Genomic DNA, 19,127 nt, shown 5'->3' on the forward strand with positions numbered 1-19,127 from the left:
GCTCTTCCAAAATTTGACAAAATAGGTGGGGGGGGGGGTATAATATATAAATAATTTTGGGGTAGTAATTATTAAGTTATTATCCTTTGTTTTATCACATAAAAAAACTACAGAGGCTATATTAACATATAGTTTTTTGTCGTTAATAAAGAAAGTTGGTGGGATGTTATGTTAAAAAGAGTACTAGTGATAGTTTTAATATTACTGTCCAATCTAGTATTTTCGCAGGATTTTGGTAAAGAGATAATAAAAAGGCAAGAAATAATAAAAAAAGCATTTGATGAAAATCTATTTTATGATGAAGGAGTAGTGTACGCTGATGTATTAGAAGCAGACTATTTTTTAGAAATACTAAATGATTCAAAATTGAATTTAAAGGGAAATGTAGGAGTTTTAGTATTTCCTGATTTAGATAAATTAGATAAATATTTAATAAGTGCATCAAAAAAATTAAAGGGTATAAAAATTTATTTATTAGATAAAAAAACTAACGCTTACAAAATGGAAAATAGAAGTTTTGAGGAATTAAAAAACAAAAATAAATATATTGAAATTAGTAACATAAAGTTCATTATAATATCTTCAGAAGATAAAATTATAAACGATATCTACTTAAATAGCTTAATAGAAAAAGATATGATGAATAATGTTATATATAAAAAGATGGGGATAAATTTCGGAGGAGAGTATAATGAATTCTAAAATACAAGAAATAGAAAGATGGCTAAAAAGAAGCCTTAAAAATAGGATAAGTATAAATAAAAATACTATAATAAGCTACATGATGAAAGGTATGGCAGGAGTATTTGCTATGCTTATTTTTAGTGCAAATACTTATGCTGGATTTAAGATTACTTGGATGGATGGTAGTGGATATGCTAGAGGTGAGAATGTAAATCAATATGAAAATTCTGTTGGAATTGGGTCTGGTTTTGAAGGTAAAAATGCAGTCGTAATAGGAACTTCTTCTAATGTAAAGGAATCTAGTGTTACTATAGGATTTAATACAACTAATAACGCAACATCTTCTGTAGCTATAGGTAGACAAGCTAATATAGAAAAGGCTGCATCTCAAAAAAGTGTTGCAATAGGTATGTTAGCTAAAATTACAGGGAGGTCTCAAAGTTCTACAGCAATAGGATATAATTCTACGGTTTCAAATGGAGGAGCTGTATCTATTGGTGCTGAATCAACAGCATCGGGTTTTTATTCAACTGCATTAGGAGGTTATGCAAATTCTAAAGGAAGAAACTCTATAGCAATTGGAGTTTTTGCAGAAACTGGAGAAGGAGATAATGCAAGAAGAGCAATAGCTATAGGGAGTGGAAGTAGGGGTATTTCAGAAGAAAAAAACTATGCAGGAGCTAAAGCTGAAAGAAAAGACTCTTTAGCAATAGGAACAGCAGCTAATTCACAAGGAGAAAGCTCAATTGCTATAGGTAAAGAATCAGTTTCAAATGGTTTAAATAGTATTGCTATAGGGACAAGTACACAGGCTAAAGTAGGTTCAGTAGCAATAGGAAGTGGTGCTTTAGCACAAACTAATGAAGACAATCATACAACAGTAGCAATAGGAAAAGGTGCTCAATCATTAGTAGGTTGGTCTGTTGCTATCGGAGAATCATCAAAAGCTCATGAAAGTGCTATTGGGATAGGATATAGTGCAATATCAAAGGGGTTATCAGTAGCTATTGGTAGAGAGAGTAATGCAAACCAATACTCAACAGCTATTGGTTTTAAATCTATCGCTGATGGTCCAGTAAGCACTTCTTTTGGGTTTGCATCAAACGCAAAAGAACTTAGAAGTACTGCACTTGGAGCTGAAAGTCATGCAGAAGGGAATGCATCTATTTCAATAGGATCACTTACTACATCGCGAGGAGATAGATCTATAGCTATTGGAGGAACTTTTGAAAAAAATGCTACTCCTGGAAAAAATCCTGAATTTTTCCCTGCTTATGCACTTGCAAATGATGCTATTGCAATAGGTGCAGCTACGCGTGCTGAAAATAAAGAATCTATAGCAATAGGTAAAGCAGCAAATGCAACAGGTGAGAGGTCAACAGCAATTGGTAATGGTTCAAAGGCAGGGAACGGGCAATCACTTGCTTTAGGTTCTAATGTGGAGACTAAAAAATCACAATCAATAGGTATAGGTAATGACATTGTAATAACAGGTGAAGGTGCTATAGGTATAGGAGGAGATGATTCTATTTCATATAATACTGGCTTGCTTGATGTTGTTACAAGTAAACTTTCACAAGAGAGTAAAAATGATATAGTTAATGGAAATTATTCAAAAACCTATGCTAATGGTACAGCTTCTGTTGCTATTGGTATGAGTACTTTAGCAGTTGGGGATGCTTCTACATCATTAGGTACTAGAGCAGCAGCTCTTGGTGAAAAATCAGTAGCTTTAGGATTTGAATCAGTAGCTTTAGGTAATTATAGTACAGCATTAGGTGAAGGAGCAAGGGCAATAGCATTAGAATCATTTGCAGGGTCTATTAATGCAAGAGCAACAGGAAAGCAGTCAATTGCCTTGGGTCATTATGCATCAACAGGTAAAAATGGATCATGGGTTACTGATAATAAAGGAACAAATGGTCAATATTCTATTGCTATAGGATCACATGCTACTGTAACAGGTGAAAAATCAATATATATAGGTAAAAGAAATGGTCATGAAAGTTCAGGAGTAAGTGGGAATGAATCAGTAGGAATAGGGTATAACAATAATGTACACTCAGATAATGCAATAGTATTAGGTAGTAATACAACGATAGCGCAAGGAAAAAATGATGCCATTGCAATAGGAAATACTGTTACTGTTGGAAATCCAAATGTAATAGCAATTGGTAAAGAAGCTAAAGCAAATGGGACTAATACAGTGTCAATTGGATTAAGTGCTGAGGCAGCAGCTGATCTATCAGTTGCAATAGGTAATGCTTCTAAAACAGAAGGAACAAATTCAACAGCTGTAGGGAATAGTGCTCATGCAGGAAATTGGGCAACAGCTTATGGTAACCAATCAAATGCTTCTACAGATGATGCTGTAGCAGTTGGTAATACAGCATTAGCTTCTGGTAATAATTCAACTGCTATTGGAGCTCATACAAATGCTAGTGCAGTTGGAGCAATTGCTATTGGTGGAAATAATACTAATAGAGCAACTGCAAGTGCAACTAATGCAATCTCAATTGGAGCAAATAGTACAAATAAAGAAGATGCTATAGCTATAGGAAGAGGAGCAAGTGTTTCTAACAATGGCGGAGTTGCTATTGGTGAAGGTTCTCAATCTCTAGTAAATTCAGGAGTAATTGGTTATGATTTATGGAACCAAACAAATTCAGGTGCTGCTTGGGTATCAACAAAAGCTGCTTTTGCAGTTGGAACATCTGCTAACACTAGGCAAATAACAGGAGTTGCTGCAGGTAAGGAAGATACTGATGCAGTAAATGTTGCTCAATTAAAAAGAGCAAAAGTTACAATTAGTGGAAATGGTGGAAATCATCAAGTATTAAAACAAACAGATGGTAATATAGACTTTAAAAATGGTAATAATACAACAGCTGTTGTAGAAACTGATAATACGGTTAAATATGATATAAATCCATTTGTTACATTACAAAACACAGGAGATAAAAATAGTGCTGGATTACATATAAAATATAGTGCAAATCCAGAAGCAAATTACTCAAAATTAAATGGAGATACACTTGAAATTAGTAGACAAGGTAATGGAATAACTAATGTTGTTAAGTTAGGTATAGATAGTAATAATAATGAAGGTTATTTAACTGGATTAGAAGACCGTTCACCTATTACAAGACAAAATCATAACTATAGTACAAATTATGCAAATGATAAAAAACGTGCTGCAACAGAAGGAGCAGTTGCAGACATTGCTAATTCACTAGGTTGGGAAATATTAAATGGAAATGTTAAAGTTGGAGATGTTGCAAAACTTGAAAGTGGAGTTGTAACTAAAAAACAAGTTGCATTTAAAGGAGTAGATGGGAAAACTAAAGTAGATGTTACTAGTAATAATAATGGTTATGATGTAACCATAGGACTTTCAGAAAGTATAGAAAATAAAATAAATAGTATTGATGTAAGTGCTAAAGCAGATAAAAATGGTTCTAATATATCTAATCCTAAAACTTGGAGAGACAATTTAGAGGTTTATTCAAAAGCTGAAGTCAATAGTAAGGGAATTACCTTTGAGGACGATAAAAATATAACTACGAAAATTAATTTAGAAGGTACTTTAGGTATTAAGGGTTCAAAGGATCAAAATAATTTTGGGACTGTTACAAAAATTTCAAATAATACAGTTACAATAGATCTAAATGAAGCTACAAAAAATGAACTTTCTAAAATAGGGACAACTGAAACAGGGTTAGGTGAATTAAAAAATAATAAATTAACTTTTAAAGATTCAAATGGAACTTCTTTTGAAAGAAAAAATAGTGAGGATAAGGTACTTACTATTAAAGAAGGAGATATTACAGATAAATATAAAGGGGATAATTTAAAAACACAAATTGAAAATACACAAGATGGTGCAATAATTAAAATTGGATTAAAGAAAAATTTAACTGCAATACAATCAATTTCTGATGGAAGAAATAAATTAGAGTTAAATAATAACGGTGCTATAAAATTATCAAATGCTAGTAATGAGTCTGTAAAATTAACAGGTTTAAGTGATGGGGAAATTGGTGAAAATTCAACAGATGCAGTAACAGGTAAACAGTTACACACATTACAAGAAAAAGCAATATCATTTGTTGGAAATGATGCAAATAATAAGGTAAATAGAAAATTGGGAGAAACTTTAAAAATTATTGGTGAAGGAACTTTAAAGGGAGAGACTGCAAGTAATAATATTAAAGTAGAAAAAAATAAGGAAGATACATTAGAAATTAAATTAGCAAAAGATTTAGTTGGAATTACCTCTATATCAAATGGAGATAATAAGATTACTATTGATGGAGATAAAACTACATTTAGTAATGATATTTATGTTGGGGGAAATAAAGTTGTAACTGAGAATAAAATATCATCTTTAGGAAATCTTACATATAAGGCAAATAGTGGTGAATCTAAAACAGTAGGATTAACAACAGGATTAGATTTTATAGGAGATAAAAATATTACTGCTTCTGTAGAAGAAAATGGTAAAGTTAAATATACTCTTAAAAAAGAATTAGAAATAGATTCAATAGCTAAAGAAAATGGAGCAAAAATTATTTTAGGTGAAAATGACATTACTTTAAGTAAAGGAAATAGTGAAGCTATAAAACTAAAAGGTGTAGCAAAAGGAACTTCTAATGATGAAGCTGTAAATTATGAACAATTAAAGCCATTTGTTGATTCTTTAGGTGGAAATGCAACTATTAATGCTGATGGTACTGTTGCAAAGCCAACATATTCTCTGAAAGCAGGTGGAAATCATAATACAGTTGGTTCTGCTCTTACAGCTATTGATGAAGTTTCAAATACTAATAAGGGAGATATAAAGGTATTACAAGATCATTCTATGACATTTAATGCTAGTAAGAATACTAATCCATTAATAAGAAAAAATAGTGAAACAAATGCTATTACAATAACTGAAGGAGATATAGACAATAATTCAGTTGAATATAAAGGAAATAACTTAAAAACAGAAATTGTAAACGAAGGGAATATATATAAACTTAAGATTGGTTTAAGAGAAAATTTAGAAGGTATAAAATCAATTAAGGGGGAAAATAATACAATTACTTTAGATGGTGAAAATGGAGCTATTAAGTTATCAAATGCTAATAATAATGTTAAATTAACAGGTATTGCAGATGGAACAGTAGCTAATGACGCAGTTAATTTTTCACAATTAGAAAAAAAGGTTGATAAAAGTACATATAATGATGCAATAAATAATATCAACACAACATTGAATAAAAAAATTAATATAGAAGCCGCTGATGGTAAATACGCATTAAAGAGTAATAAATTAGTTATAAAAGATAAAGAAAAAGGTATAAAGGAAATTAGCTATGGAGTAGAAACGTCTAATTTACAAATTACTGGTGATAATAATATTAACACAAAAATAAATAATGATGTATTAACTATTTCTATTGTTGATAAGCCAACATTTAGTGGTGCTACAATTGCAGGGGTTTCATTTAATCAAGATGAAAATGGAACAAAATTAATAAATGCTAATGGTGCTAAAATAGTAGCAATAACAGGTGGAGAAGTAAAAGAAGGAAGCGGAGCAGCTGTAAATGGTGGTCAATTATTTGATGTGAAAAAAATAGCTGATAAGGCTCAAACTGATGCAACAAATGCTATCACTAAGGCTGATAATGCACAAGAAAAAGCTAATAGTGCCTTTGATTTAGCAACTAATACAAAGGAAGAGTTAGATGTAGAAAAGCCAAAAATTAAAGCAAATGAAGATAAGATTAAAGAACACGGTACTAAATTAAATGACCATGATACTAAAATAAGTGAAAATAAAACTAAAATAGAAAAAGGATTTAATTTTGCAGCTGATAAGAATGAAGCATTTAATAGACCATTAGGCGGAACACTTAAAATTTCAGGTAATGGGAAAAATATTTCAACAGAAACTGATACAGCTAATGGAACAATTAAAGTTAAGCTAACAGAAAGTCCAACTTTTGGGGATATAATAATTAATGAAGGAAATAATGGTAAGATAACAGGCTTAGAAAATGGAACAAAGGATAAAGATGCAATTAATTTATCACAACTAAAACCATTAGCTGAAAGTTTAGGTGCAACTATTAATATTGATAATGGTACTGTTACTGGACCTACATATAAATTGGGAGATCAAAATTATACAAATTTAGGAGATGTACTTAAAAATATATATATTCAATCAACAAAACCAATAACATTTAAAGATGGTGCAAAAAGTCAAAATAGTAAGGATGTTGCACTAGGTGGAAACTTAACATTTAGAGAAGTTCAAGGAAGTAAAAATATTTCGGTTATTTTAAAACCACAAGATTATACATATGAATTTTCTATTAAAGAAAATCCTGAATTTAATGGTATCGTTAAGGCAACAAATGGGTTTGATGCAAATAGTAAAAAAATAATAAATGTTGCTGCAGGAACAGAAGATACTGATGCAGTAAACTTTAAACAATTAAAAGAAATTAAAGAAGGAATTAAAAGTAGTGTAAATCTTTCTTTAGAAGCACCAGTTTCTTATACAGCTGAAATAAACGAAACTCGTACTCAAGTAGTTCAAAAAAATAATAAATTCTATAAACCAGATCAGTTAGACATTAATGGGAATGTTAAAGAGGGTGAGACTGAATTACCACAAGAAGTATTAAATTCTATAAAAATATCTACTATTTCAAAAGGAGGCTCTATTTCAACTCCTGTAGTAATGACTAATATTGCTGCAGGTGAAGTAAAAGAAGGATCAACAGATGCGGTTAATGGTGGACAACTAAAGGCTGTAAAAGATGATATACAAAATGTATCAAACGATGTTAAAAAAGTTACTAATTCAATTTCAAAAGGAGATTTTGGAAATGTTGTAGTAACAGATGGTAATGGAAACAAATTAGTTAAAGTAAATGGTAATTACTATAATACTTCTGATGTTATAGAAGATCCAACTGATCATAGCTTAAAAGTAAAAGAAGGAAATAATGTAACTCCAGTTACAGAAGGTATTAAATTATCTGCTGTTAATCCAAGTGGACCAAGTACAACTAAAGCTACAATTTTAAGTAATATTGCAGCAGGTAAAAATGACACCGATGCAGTTAATGTATCTCAATTAAAAGATTTTGGTTTAGATCCTACAAATTCAAAACCAGTAGTAACTTATGATAATAAAAATAAAGAAAGCATCACTTTAGGTAATACTAATAATCCAGTAAGTATAACAAATGTAAAAGAAGGTAATTTAGTAGAAAATGGTAAAGATGCTGTAAATGCAGGACAGCTATATACTGTAAAACAAACGGCTGAAAATGCAAATACTTTAGCTAATAAAGGTTGGAATATAGCTGTTAATGATACTCATGATCATAAAGTTTCTTTAGGAGATACAGTTAGGTTTAAATCTGGAACAAATAATTTAACTATTTCAGAAATTGAAAATAGTCAAAATAGTAATAGTCATAATATTACTTTAAATATTATTGATAGTCCTAAATTTGGTGATATTACAATTAATAATGATAATAAAAATGTTATTACAGGATTAGGAAATAAGACATTTGACCCTAATTCATTTACTTCAGGACAAGCAGCAACAGAAGATCAATTAAAGGCTATTAAAGATTTAATTGATAAAAATATTTCAAGTAATAATGATCGTGCTGTAAAATACGATTTAAAAGATGGAAATGTTGATAAATCAAAGGTAAGTTTAGAAGGTGGATCTGGTGGAACAACTATAACTAATTTAAAAGATGGAGATGTTTCAGTAGCTTCTAAAGATGCTGTAAATGGTTCTCAACTATATAACCAAGCTCTTAATTTGAAAAAAGAGTTAATGGGAAATAATATTTCTGACATTAACACACCATTTAGTGTTGAGTTAAGAGATAATAATGGTAGACCTGCTACATATAATAGTGTAAAAGAGGCATTTGAGAGTCTAAATAATGGATTTAGAATAGCAGCTGCTAAAGTAGATCAAGCAAAATATGTAGGACCAAATCAAACTCTTGCAATAGTGGGTGAAAATGACGGGAATATATCAACAGAATTAAGTACTAAAATTATTCAACCAAAAGATGGAAAGGCTAATATAGAAATACCAACACTTACAGTTAAATTATCAAAAACACCAACATTTGATACAGTAACAGCTAAACAAAGTATTAGTGTAGGTGATACAACAACTAATACAAATAGTCCTGTAATTAAAATTAATGAAAACAATAATGGAAATATTACAGGATTAAAAAATATAACATTTGACCCTAATCAATTTACTTCAGGACAAGCAGCAACAGAAGATCAATTATCTATTGTAAGTAATAATGTAAATAAAAAAGTAGATGAATTTAGTGATGCAAGTCCATATGAATATACAAGTAATGGTACTAATAGTTTAATTAAAGGAAAAGACGGTAATTTCTATACAGCCGAAGAGCTAAAAGATGCAAGTTATGACCAAGCTAGTGATAAATATACAAAAAATAGTGTAGATGTAACTCCAAGTGTAGATAAAGCTAATGTTTATGTAAAAACAAAAGGTGCAGATTCTAAGAAGTTAGCAAATTTATCTAGTGGGCTTGAAAATAAAGAAATAGCCAAAGAATATTTAGGGCAAGATGTAGCGAACAAAGAAAAAGCTATTACTGATTCTCAAAACATATTAAAAGGATTATTAAATAATAAAGAAGATAGTACACTAAATACAGCTGCAACATTAAGAGATATACAAACACTTACTATTGCAGGTCTTGATTTTACTGCTAATAAATCTGAAGGTCAAAAAGCAAATAAAGTTCATAGAGAACTAGGGACTTCAATTGCTATTGTTGGAGGAGACGTAAGAAATGATATAACTTATGATACCAAAAATATTATAACTACATCAGATGCAGATAACAATAAAATCATAATCAAATTAGCTAATACACCAGAATTTAATGGAATAACAATTAAAGGAAAAAATGGTGAAAATGGTAAAAATGGAAAAGATGCTGAAATAAGTGTAGACGATGACGGTAATATTGTAGTAATTAATGGTATTGATGGTAAAAATGGTAAAGATGGTAAGGCTGGATCAAAAGTAGTAACTGAAGCTACTATTGGTGATACAAATATATCATATACTGCAAATAAAGCTTCTTCTAAAAAGACTGTTTCATTAAAAGATGGTTTTGATTTTACAAATGGTACAAATATAACTGCAGAAGTTGCAGATAATGGTGTGGTTAAATTTAACTTAAATGATACTTTAACAGGAATTAAATCTATTGATGCAGGAAATGATAAGGCTAAGATAACTTTAAATGGAAATGACATTACTTTAAGTAATGGAAATAGTAAAGCTATAAAATTAAAAGGTGTAGCAAAAGGAACTTCTAATGATGATGCTGTTAATTATGAACAATTAAATGACCTTATTAATGCAATAGGTGGTGGTGCATCAATTAATAAAACAGATGGAACTTTGACAAAACCAACATTTAATTTAAAAGCTGGTGCAACTGGTGGACAAGGTAATGAAACAAAAGGCTATAACACAGTTAGTTCTGCTTTAGAAGCATTAGATAATGCAATTAGTACAAGTAATGCTACACTTAGTGATTCAAAAATATACTTCCAAGGAAATGAGGAAAATAACAAAATAGAAAGAAAATTAGGTCAAACATTAAAAATAGCAGGAGAAGGAACTCTAGCTGGACAAACTGCAGCTAATAATATTCAAGTTGTTAAAAATAATGATAGTCTTGAAATTAAACTTGCTAAAAATATTGTTAATATAGAAAATATTACAACTACTGAAAGTGATGAAAAAGAAAAAGCAGTACTTGGTCAAAAAGGTGTTAAGGCTGAAAATAAAACAAATTTAACTAATTTAACAGCAAATGGACTTGAAATTAATAGTAAATTAGATGATAAAAAAGATGTTACAAAAGTTAATTTAGATGGAATAGAGTTAGCTAATAATTCAACTTCTGCTACAGTTAAAAATAGTATAACTAAAGAAACAATAACATTAAATGATACAAAAAGCGGTAATTATTCTAATACAAGTAGTGCTAAAGCAATAACATTAGTTGATAAAGATGAAAATAAAGCTATAATTACAGCTACAAATATTAGTATTTCAGGTAATAATGGATCTAGTTTAAAATTAGATAAGGAATCTATTATAACAAATAATTCTAAAATATTAATGAATGATAGTGATAAGATAACTTTATCTAAAATTACTACCGCTGAAAATAAGAGTATTAAATTAGATGGAATTGCAAATGGTAAAATTTCAGACACTTCAAAAGAAGCTATTAACGGTTCACAATTACACAGTTTAGCAGGTGTTTTAGGAGCTAGTGTAGATAATAATAATATTACAGCACCTGAATTTAAGAAACTAAAAGGCATAGATGGTAATGAGGATACAAATAATATAAAAACATATTCTGCAGCTATTAATAAAGTTTCGTCTAAGTTAAATGAAGGATTAAAGTATAAGGCAGAATTAGGTAGCGGTAATAAAGCTGAAAATAATACAACAACAAATTATCTAGGATCTACTTTAGAAATTATTAAACTTAAAGGTAATAGTAATATAACTTTAGGTGAGGGTGAAGTAGCTAAAACTTATGTAGGTAATAATTTAATAACTAAGATAAGTCAAAAATCAGGTAATTCAACTATAGAAATTGGATTTAATGAAAAACCAGAATTTAAGGCAATTAATATTAAAGAAGGAAATAAGTCATTAACTATTACAGCAGAAGGAATAACTGGATTAAAAGATTTAGAGGATAGCTCAGATGAATCTTCAGCTGTTAATAAGAAGTATGTTACAAATGTAAAAACAAAATTAGAAAATACAATAAATAATGTAACTAATAGTATAGAAAATCTTGATGACAGTATACCATATGAATATACAAGTAAGGGCACTGATAGTTTAATAAGAGGTAAAGATGGTAAATTCTATACTAAAGAAGAATTAAAAGGTGCTGAATTTAAAAATAATAGTTATATAAAAGAAGGTAGAACATTAGCTGATATAGAAGAATCTAATGTTTATGTTAAAACTAAAGATAATGCTAAGAAATTAACTAACGTAGCAAGTGGAATAGATAGTAGTAAGATTGGAGTTAATGAAAGCCTATTAAATTATTCATTGGCTAAAGAATTGATAAATGGTGGAAATAATACAAATGGACTAAATCAATTAACTAATAAATCTAAATTAAATACAGTATCTACAGTAGGAGATTTACAAGCAGTATCATTAGCAGGACTTGACTTTACAGGTAATACTTATACAGAAAGTAAAGATACACATAAAGTATTGGGAAGTAAGTTAGTTATAAAAGGAGAAGGAACTAATAAACCAGAAACTGGTGAATATAAATTTGAAAGTGCAAGCGGAAATATTCGTGTTGATTCAGATGGAAAAGATTTAACAGTTAGATTAAATAAGAACCTTACAAATATTAATAGTATTGCTAATTCAGGTGTTAGTATAAGTTTAGCTGATGGAGCAATTACTCTTTCAAAATCTAATTCGAATAGTGCTATAAAATTAAAAGGTGTAGCTATAGGTGAAGAAGATACAGATGCAGTTAATTTTGGTCAATTAAAAGAATTAAATATTAAAGTTAATAATATTTCAAATGGAGAAGACGGAGTAGTAGTATATACAACAAAAAATGGAGAAAAAGTTACTAAGTTAGGAGATATTTTCTATAAATCATCAGCTACTAAAGTTGATGGAAAACCTGTATATATTACTGAATCAGGAGAAAAATATGTTAAAGAATCGGATGGTAAATTCCATAAAGTAAATAATGGAAAAATAGAGGAAGTAGCAGCAGAAAATATTAATATTGAAAACTTTACAACTAATCCAGAAGTTAGTTCGTCTGATGTTGTAGCCTCATTAGTAAACCCTAATGGAAAAGCTACTACACCAACTATATTATCAAATATTGCAAGTGGAATAGATAGTAGTAAGATTGGTACAGGTACAAAATTAACAGAAGAGAGTGCTAAAGAAATAGTAGGTGGATTAAACAAAATAGAAGATAAATCTAAATTAAATACAGCCGTAACAGTGGGAGATTTACAAGCAGTATCATTAGCAGGACTTGACTTTACAGGTAATACATTTGATGGAAGTAAGGATACACATAAAGTATTGGGTAGTAAGTTAGTTATAAAAGGAGAAGGAACTAATAAACCAGAAACTGGTGAATATACATTTGAAAGTGCAAGTGGAAATATTCGTGTTGATTCAGATGGAAAAGATTTAACAGTTAGATTAAATAAGAATCTTACAAATATTAATAGTATTTCTAATTCAGGTGTTAGTATAAGTTTAGGTGATGGAGCAATTACTCTTTCAAAACCTAATTCAAATAATGCTATAAAATTAAAAGGTGTTGCTGAAGGAAAAGAGAATACAGATGCAGTTAATTTTGGGCAATTAAAACAAGTAGAAACGACTATTAACAATGAATTAAATCAAGTTACAAAAGGTGAAAAAGGAATATTAATTTATACAGACACTAAAGGGAATAGACTTGTTAAAATTGGTAAGGAATTCTATAACAAAGACCAATTAACAAAAGATGGAAAACCTAAATATAGAGCAGCTGATGGAAAAGAATATGTAAAAATTGAAGATAAATTCTATATTGTTACAAATGATCAGGTAAGTGAAACACCAGATGAAAAAATTACATTAGAAACATTTAATCAAAATGGTGCTAAAAAACCAAATATTCCTTTAGATGAAATTATTGTTTCAGTTGTTAATCCAGATGAAACAACAAGTAATCCTAAGAGAATTGCTAATGTAGCAAGTGGAATAGATAGTAGTAAGATTGGAGTTAATGAAAGCCTATTAAATTATTCATTGGCTGAAGAATTGATAAATGGTGGAAATAATACAAATGGACTAAATCAATTAACTAATAAATCTAAATTAAATACAGTAGCTACAGTGGGAGATTTACAAGCAGTATCATTAGCAGGACTTGACTTTACAGGTAATACATTTGATGGAAGTAAGGATACACATAAAGTATTAGGAAGTAAGTTAGTTATAAAAGGAGAAGGAACTAATAAACCAGAAACTGGTGAATATACATTTGAAAGCGCAAGTGGAAATATTCGTGTTGATTCAGATAGTAATGATTTAACAGTTAAATTAAATAAAGATTTAGTAAACATATCTTCTATTTCATCTAAGAATGAAAATGGAAAACAATCTAAAATCACCTTAAATAATGACCATATTATAATAAACAATGACATATATAAAGGTTCTAAAGAAGATGGAAATAAACTTATTACACAAACTGAAGTAAAAGATATTGTTAGTAATAGTGTAATGAAATTTAAAGGTGATAATGGAGAAGAAAAATCTGTTAAATTAGGTGAAACTTTAAATATTAAAGGTTCTGGTATGATAACAACTACATCTTCAGAAGATGGAATTACTATTGATCTAAAAGATGAAGTAAAAAAACAGATAAATAATATTTCAAATGGAGAAGCTGGTATTGTAGTATATACTACAAAAGATGGAGATAAAATTACTAAGGTAGGAGATACTTTCTATAAATCAGATGCTAAAAAAATAGAAGGAAACTATGTATATACTACTGAAGATTCTAAAGAATACATTAAGAAATCAGATGGAAAATTCTATATGATTGAAAATGGAAAAGCTAAAGAAAATGCTGATGATAGTATTACAATTGAAACATTTGATAAATCAAATGCGAAAAATCCAGAAATAAAATCTAATGAAATCACAGCCTCAGTTGTAAATGTAGATGGAACAGTAAAAACACCAACTATACTAGCAAATATTGCAAGTGGAATAGATAAAACTAAGATTGGTACAGATACAGAATTAACAAAAGATGGCGCTAGAGAAATTATAAATGGTAAACCAAAATCTGATAAAACACCTGCTATAATTGGATTAAATCAATTAAAAGATAAATCTAAATTAAATACAGCTGCAACAGTAGGAGATTTACAAGCAGTATCATTAGCAGGTTTAGGATTTAAAGCAAATTCTGGAAATGAAATACATAGAAATCTGGGTAGTTCAATTTCTATTGAAGGTGAAGCAATAAGAGATGGTGTTACATATTCTACTAAGAATATAACTACAGCAGTTAAAGATGATAAGATACTAATTAAAATGGCAGAAAATCCTGAATTTAAAGGCTTAACAATAAATGATGGAAATGATAAGACTAAGTCATTAGAATTAACTAAAGATAGTGTTGGAGTTAAGGATACTAAAATTACATTTGGTGAAGGTGAAGTAAATGTAAATGAAGCCAAGATAACTAACGTAGCAGATGGTAAAATCTCAGCTGATTCAAAAGAAGCAGTAAATGGTTCACAATTAAAGCAACTTGAAGATAAAATTAATAAATCTGGTTCTCAAAATTTTGAAATTGGTGATGGAAATACTGATTCTAAAATAATTATTAACTCAACAGATAATAAATTTAATATAGTTGGAGATGAAAATATTACTACTGAAATTACAGATAAAAATGTAAACGTTAAATTAAATAATAAACTTAATAATATTGATTCAATAAGTGGATTAGCTGATTTAGATGAAAATTCAGATGGAAGTAGAGCAGCTAATAAAAACTATGTTGATAAGCAAATAAAGGAGAATAACAAGAAAATTACATCAGGAGTGGCTGGAGCATATGCAATAGCTGCTATTCCACAGGTAACTTATGATAAATTATTTGGTGTAGGTGTAGGAGCAGGTTCGTTTGATGGAAGTAATGCTGTAGCGTTTGGTATATCAGGTCAAAATAGGGCAAGAAACTTTGTATATAAAGCTAGTGTATCTTTAAGTTCAGATTCAAAAGTTGGAGTAAATGCAGGATTTAATTATTCAATTGGAAGTGTTAAACAAACAGAAGATGTTAAGATAATTAATGAATTGAAAAATGAAATTAAAAAATTAAATAAAGAAGTAGCAGCATTAAAAGAAAATAAACGAAGAGATAGAATATCGTATGTACTTAATAATTTCACAACTGATAGCTCAAGAATTACTAAAGAACAAGTTAATATACTAAAAGAAATAGTTAAACTAGTTAATGAACGTTATAAAGATAGAACAATTGAAATTATAGGTCATACTGATATTAGACATACTGAAAAGTATAATCTTGATTTAGGATTAAGAAGAGCAAAAGCTGCTAAAAATGCCTTAATTAGATTAGGTTTATCAGATTATGTCAATGTAATTATTAAATCTGTTGGATATAATGAATCTGTTGATGGAGAATACGCAAATCAAAGAAGAGTTGAAATCTTAATTAATAATTTAGATCAATACTACAACCAAAAATAATTATTAAAATAACCTCAAAGTCATAGTTGATTTTGAGGTATTTTAGTTTAAAAAATTGCAAGTTGAATTATAATTATAAATGATAAAATAAGAATACCCAATAATGATAATTTAAGATTCCCCAGTTAGAATAAATTTGATATATTATTCATGAGGTGATATGCATGAATGAAATATATATAAATTCTAACTTAATTAATACACTAGATGATTTAAGAGCTTTATCTAGTATATATTTAAAAGGAGGATTGAAAAATTTGAATATTAGTAAGATAGCAAGAAAGCTAGGACATGATAGAAAAACAATTAGAAAAGCTTTAAAAGGGAACATTCCTAAGACTACAAGAAAAAGAAATAAATATGTTGATTCTTATCGAGATAGAATAATTAAATTATTACAAGATGATAAAAGAAAATTTGAATATTATCAACATATATATAACTACATGGTAAGAGAATATAGCATAGAATGTACTTATGCCACTCTTAAAAACTACATCATTAATGATGAGGAATTAAATAAACTTTTTAATAAAAGAAATAATACAAATAGTTTTACTGAAAGGTTTGAGACAGAAGCAGGTCAACAGGCACAATTTGATTTAAAAGAAAGAATGAAATTAATCGATACAAATGGAAATGAAATGATTGTAAACGTAGCTACCTTAACTTTAGGGTTTAGTAGATACAATGTTAGAAAGATAGTACTAGATACTTCTTATGAGACTGTTATTAATTTCTTAGCTGAAGCATTTGAAGAATTAGAAGGAGTACCTAGTGAATTAGTTATAGATAATATAAAATGCTTAGTTGATAAACCTAGAACTAAAAATAAAGAAGCATTAATAAATCCTAAATTTGAGGAATTTGCTAAAAATTATGGATTTAAAGTAAAACCGTGTATGCCATATAGGCCACAAACAAAAGGTAAAACTGAAACACAAAACAAAGTACCATCACAACTTTACAATTACAATACTGAATATATTGATATTTGCAGTGTTAATGATAAATTAGAAATAATAAATAAAGAGGATAATGAAAAGATTTCTCAAGCAACACATTTGCCACCAGTATTTCTTTTAAAAAGGGAAAAAGAAAAATTACAAAAATTACCAAGTCAAGAAATTAGAAAAGGATATTACATTAAATTAAAAGAAGTTATTGTTAGTAACGAGTCATTAGTATCCTATCTTAACTGTAAATATTCTGTCCCTAAAGAATATATTGGTAAATTAGTAGGAAGAACTATTAAAAACAACAAACTTCTAATTTATTATAACAAAAAAATAATAACATTGCACGAAATTTCAAAAAAAGTATTAAATATTAAAGATTCACACGATTTAAAATATGATAAAAATTTATCACCTAAAACAGAAGACAATAGTATAATTATTGAAGAAATGGAGAATATTAAATATGATAACGATTAATGATGTTTTAGAAAAATTAAAATACTTAAAATTAAATTCAGCATACAACCATTTAAAAGAATTAAATCTAGCAAGCGAAATAAGCCAAGAAGAGCTTAATGGGATAAATAAGGTGATAAGTAATGAAGTTGAAGCTAAAGAGCAAAATAATAGGTTATACAACGTGAAAGTAGCAGCATTTCCTTTTGTAAAAACAATAGAGGATTATGACTTTAGATTTCAGCCCTCAATAAAGGAAGAAAATATAAAGAATATAATTAATTCTGGATTCTATGAAGAAGCTAGCAATATACTCTTCATAGGCAATCCAGGAACAGGGAAAACACATTTATCTATAGCTATAGGGTATGAGGTAGCAATTAAAAGAAATAGTGTATATTTCATTAATTAATCTATTACTAAAAGCATATCAAGAAGGATTATTAGAAAAGAAAATAAGGCACTATTTTAAATATAAATTACTAATAATAGATGAGATTGGTTTTAACGAAATATCACCATTAGAAGCAAAATTATTCTTTCAATTAATAGATTTAAGATATGAAAAAAGATCAACTATTATTACAAGTAATATTAGTTTTGAAAAATGGGCAGAAATATTAGGGAAAGACGAAATGATAACTAAAGCAATATTAGATAGATTATTGCACCATTCATATTTATTTAATATTACAGGACCATCATATAGAATAAAAGATAAATTGAAAATTAAACATAAAAGTGAGGAATCTTAAATTTTAAAAAGTGGGGAATTTTAAATTGACATTTATAATAATATTAAAGATCATATAAATTATTGTTTATTTTACGTAATTAAAATTAATAGTGAATATATAATTAAGATAACTTCAAAATGTAAAAAAGCTGTTAATAAAAGATGTACTGAGATTTAATCAAGATAATTAAATAAAAAAATTATTTTGCTTTTATTATGTCTAAATTTAGGGTATAATATAGACATAATAAAAAAAGGAGTGTTGTGTATGAATATAATCCCTATAAAAGAACTTAAAAATACTTTAAAAATAGAAAAAATTTGCAAAAGCTCAGATTCCCCACTGTTTGTAACTAAGAATGGCTATGGTAGTTTAGTTATAATGGATATAGACTACTATTCAAATATGATAAGTGAAATGGAAGAGGCAAAATTAATTTTAGAAGCCTTAGAGGATGTGAAAAATAATAAATACCGTGATGGTGACGAGGTTATAAAAGGGTTGGAAGAAAAGTATGGGTTATAAATACAAAATAACAGATAAAGCGGAGGAAGATTTAGATGAAATTATATTCTATATATCAAAAAAACTTTTAAATTCAAAAGCAGCTTCAAAATTCTTATTAGATTTTAGAAAATCTATAGAAAAAATAAGTGACTTTCCAGAAATGTGTCCTTTGTCAAAAAATAAATACGTATTAAATGAAGATGTAAGGAAATTAAGAGTAAATAACTATACTGTATACTATATACCAAATCATAAATTGGAAACTAATATCATACTTAGAATTATTTATAGTAAATCTGATACAAAGTTACTTTTTTAAATCTTACGTAGTCTTGTAACATTGAAAAAACAAGATACTTGTGTTAT

Annotated in this window: 5 protein-coding genes and 1 pseudogene; all 6 read left to right on the forward strand. The window is 28.4% G+C overall.

What is annotated here, in order from left to right; translation table 11 throughout:
• Nucleotides 1-168: 168 nt before the first annotated feature.
• The 6 genes and pseudogenes from OMES3154_RS01400 (at nucleotide 169) to OMES3154_RS01425 (ending at nucleotide 19,080) form a co-directional block, all read left to right on the forward strand.
• Nucleotides 169-702 carry a hypothetical protein gene (locus tag OMES3154_RS01400; RefSeq protein WP_156683043.1) on the forward strand — a complete coding sequence of 178 codons (534 nt, stop codon included), beginning with the start codon at nucleotides 169-171 and terminating at the stop codon, nucleotides 700-702.
• The gene (locus OMES3154_RS01405; RefSeq protein ID WP_156683044.1) at nucleotides 692-16,102 is read left to right on the forward strand and encodes an OmpA family protein; all 15,411 of its coding nucleotides are present in this window, start codon (nucleotides 692-694) and stop codon (nucleotides 16,100-16,102) included. Before OMES3154_RS01400 ends, OMES3154_RS01405 begins: the two co-directional genes overlap by 11 nt.
• Nucleotides 16,103-16,266: 164 nt before the next feature.
• Nucleotides 16,267-17,538 carry an IS21 family transposase gene (gene istA, locus OMES3154_RS01410; protein WP_156683045.1) on the forward strand — a complete coding sequence of 424 codons (1,272 nt, stop codon included), beginning with the start codon at nucleotides 16,267-16,269 and terminating at the stop codon, nucleotides 17,536-17,538.
• Nucleotides 17,525-18,272, forward strand: a pseudogene (gene istB, locus OMES3154_RS06640) (IS21-like element helper ATPase IstB). Before istA ends, istB begins: the two are co-directional and overlap by 14 nt.
• A 249-nt stretch (nucleotides 18,273-18,521) precedes the next feature.
• Nucleotides 18,522-18,779 carry a type II toxin-antitoxin system Phd/YefM family antitoxin gene (locus OMES3154_RS01420; protein WP_156683046.1) on the forward strand — a complete coding sequence of 86 codons (258 nt, stop codon included), beginning with the start codon at nucleotides 18,522-18,524 and terminating at the stop codon, nucleotides 18,777-18,779.
• On the forward strand, nucleotides 18,769-19,080 hold the full coding sequence (locus OMES3154_RS01425) for a type II toxin-antitoxin system RelE/ParE family toxin (protein WP_156683047.1): 312 nt from the start codon (nucleotides 18,769-18,771) through the stop codon (nucleotides 19,078-19,080). The genes OMES3154_RS01420 and OMES3154_RS01425 overlap by 11 nt, the downstream gene beginning before the upstream one ends.
• Nucleotides 19,081-19,127 lie beyond the last annotated feature (47 nt).

The sequence above is a fragment of the Oceanivirga miroungae genome (genome assembly GCF_902505095.1).
Taxonomy (GTDB): domain Bacteria; phylum Fusobacteriota; class Fusobacteriia; order Fusobacteriales; family Leptotrichiaceae; genus Oceanivirga; species Oceanivirga miroungae.

What these genes read in the sequence shown, in the direction of transcription:
- OMES3154_RS01420 (WP_156683046.1), top strand. Translation starts at nt 18,522, where the DNA reads ATGAATATAATCCCTATAAAAGAACTTAAAAATACTTTAAAAATAGAA.
- istA (WP_156683045.1), top strand. Translation starts at nt 16,267, where the DNA reads ATGAATGAAATATATATAAATTCTAACTTAATTAATACACTAGATGAT.
- OMES3154_RS01425 (WP_156683047.1), top strand. Translation starts at nt 18,769, where the DNA reads ATGGGTTATAAATACAAAATAACAGATAAAGCGGAGGAAGATTTAGAT.
- OMES3154_RS01405 (WP_156683044.1), top strand. Translation starts at nt 692, where the DNA reads ATGAATTCTAAAATACAAGAAATAGAAAGATGGCTAAAAAGAAGCCTT.
- OMES3154_RS01400 (WP_156683043.1), top strand. Translation starts at nt 169, where the DNA reads ATGTTAAAAAGAGTACTAGTGATAGTTTTAATATTACTGTCCAATCTA.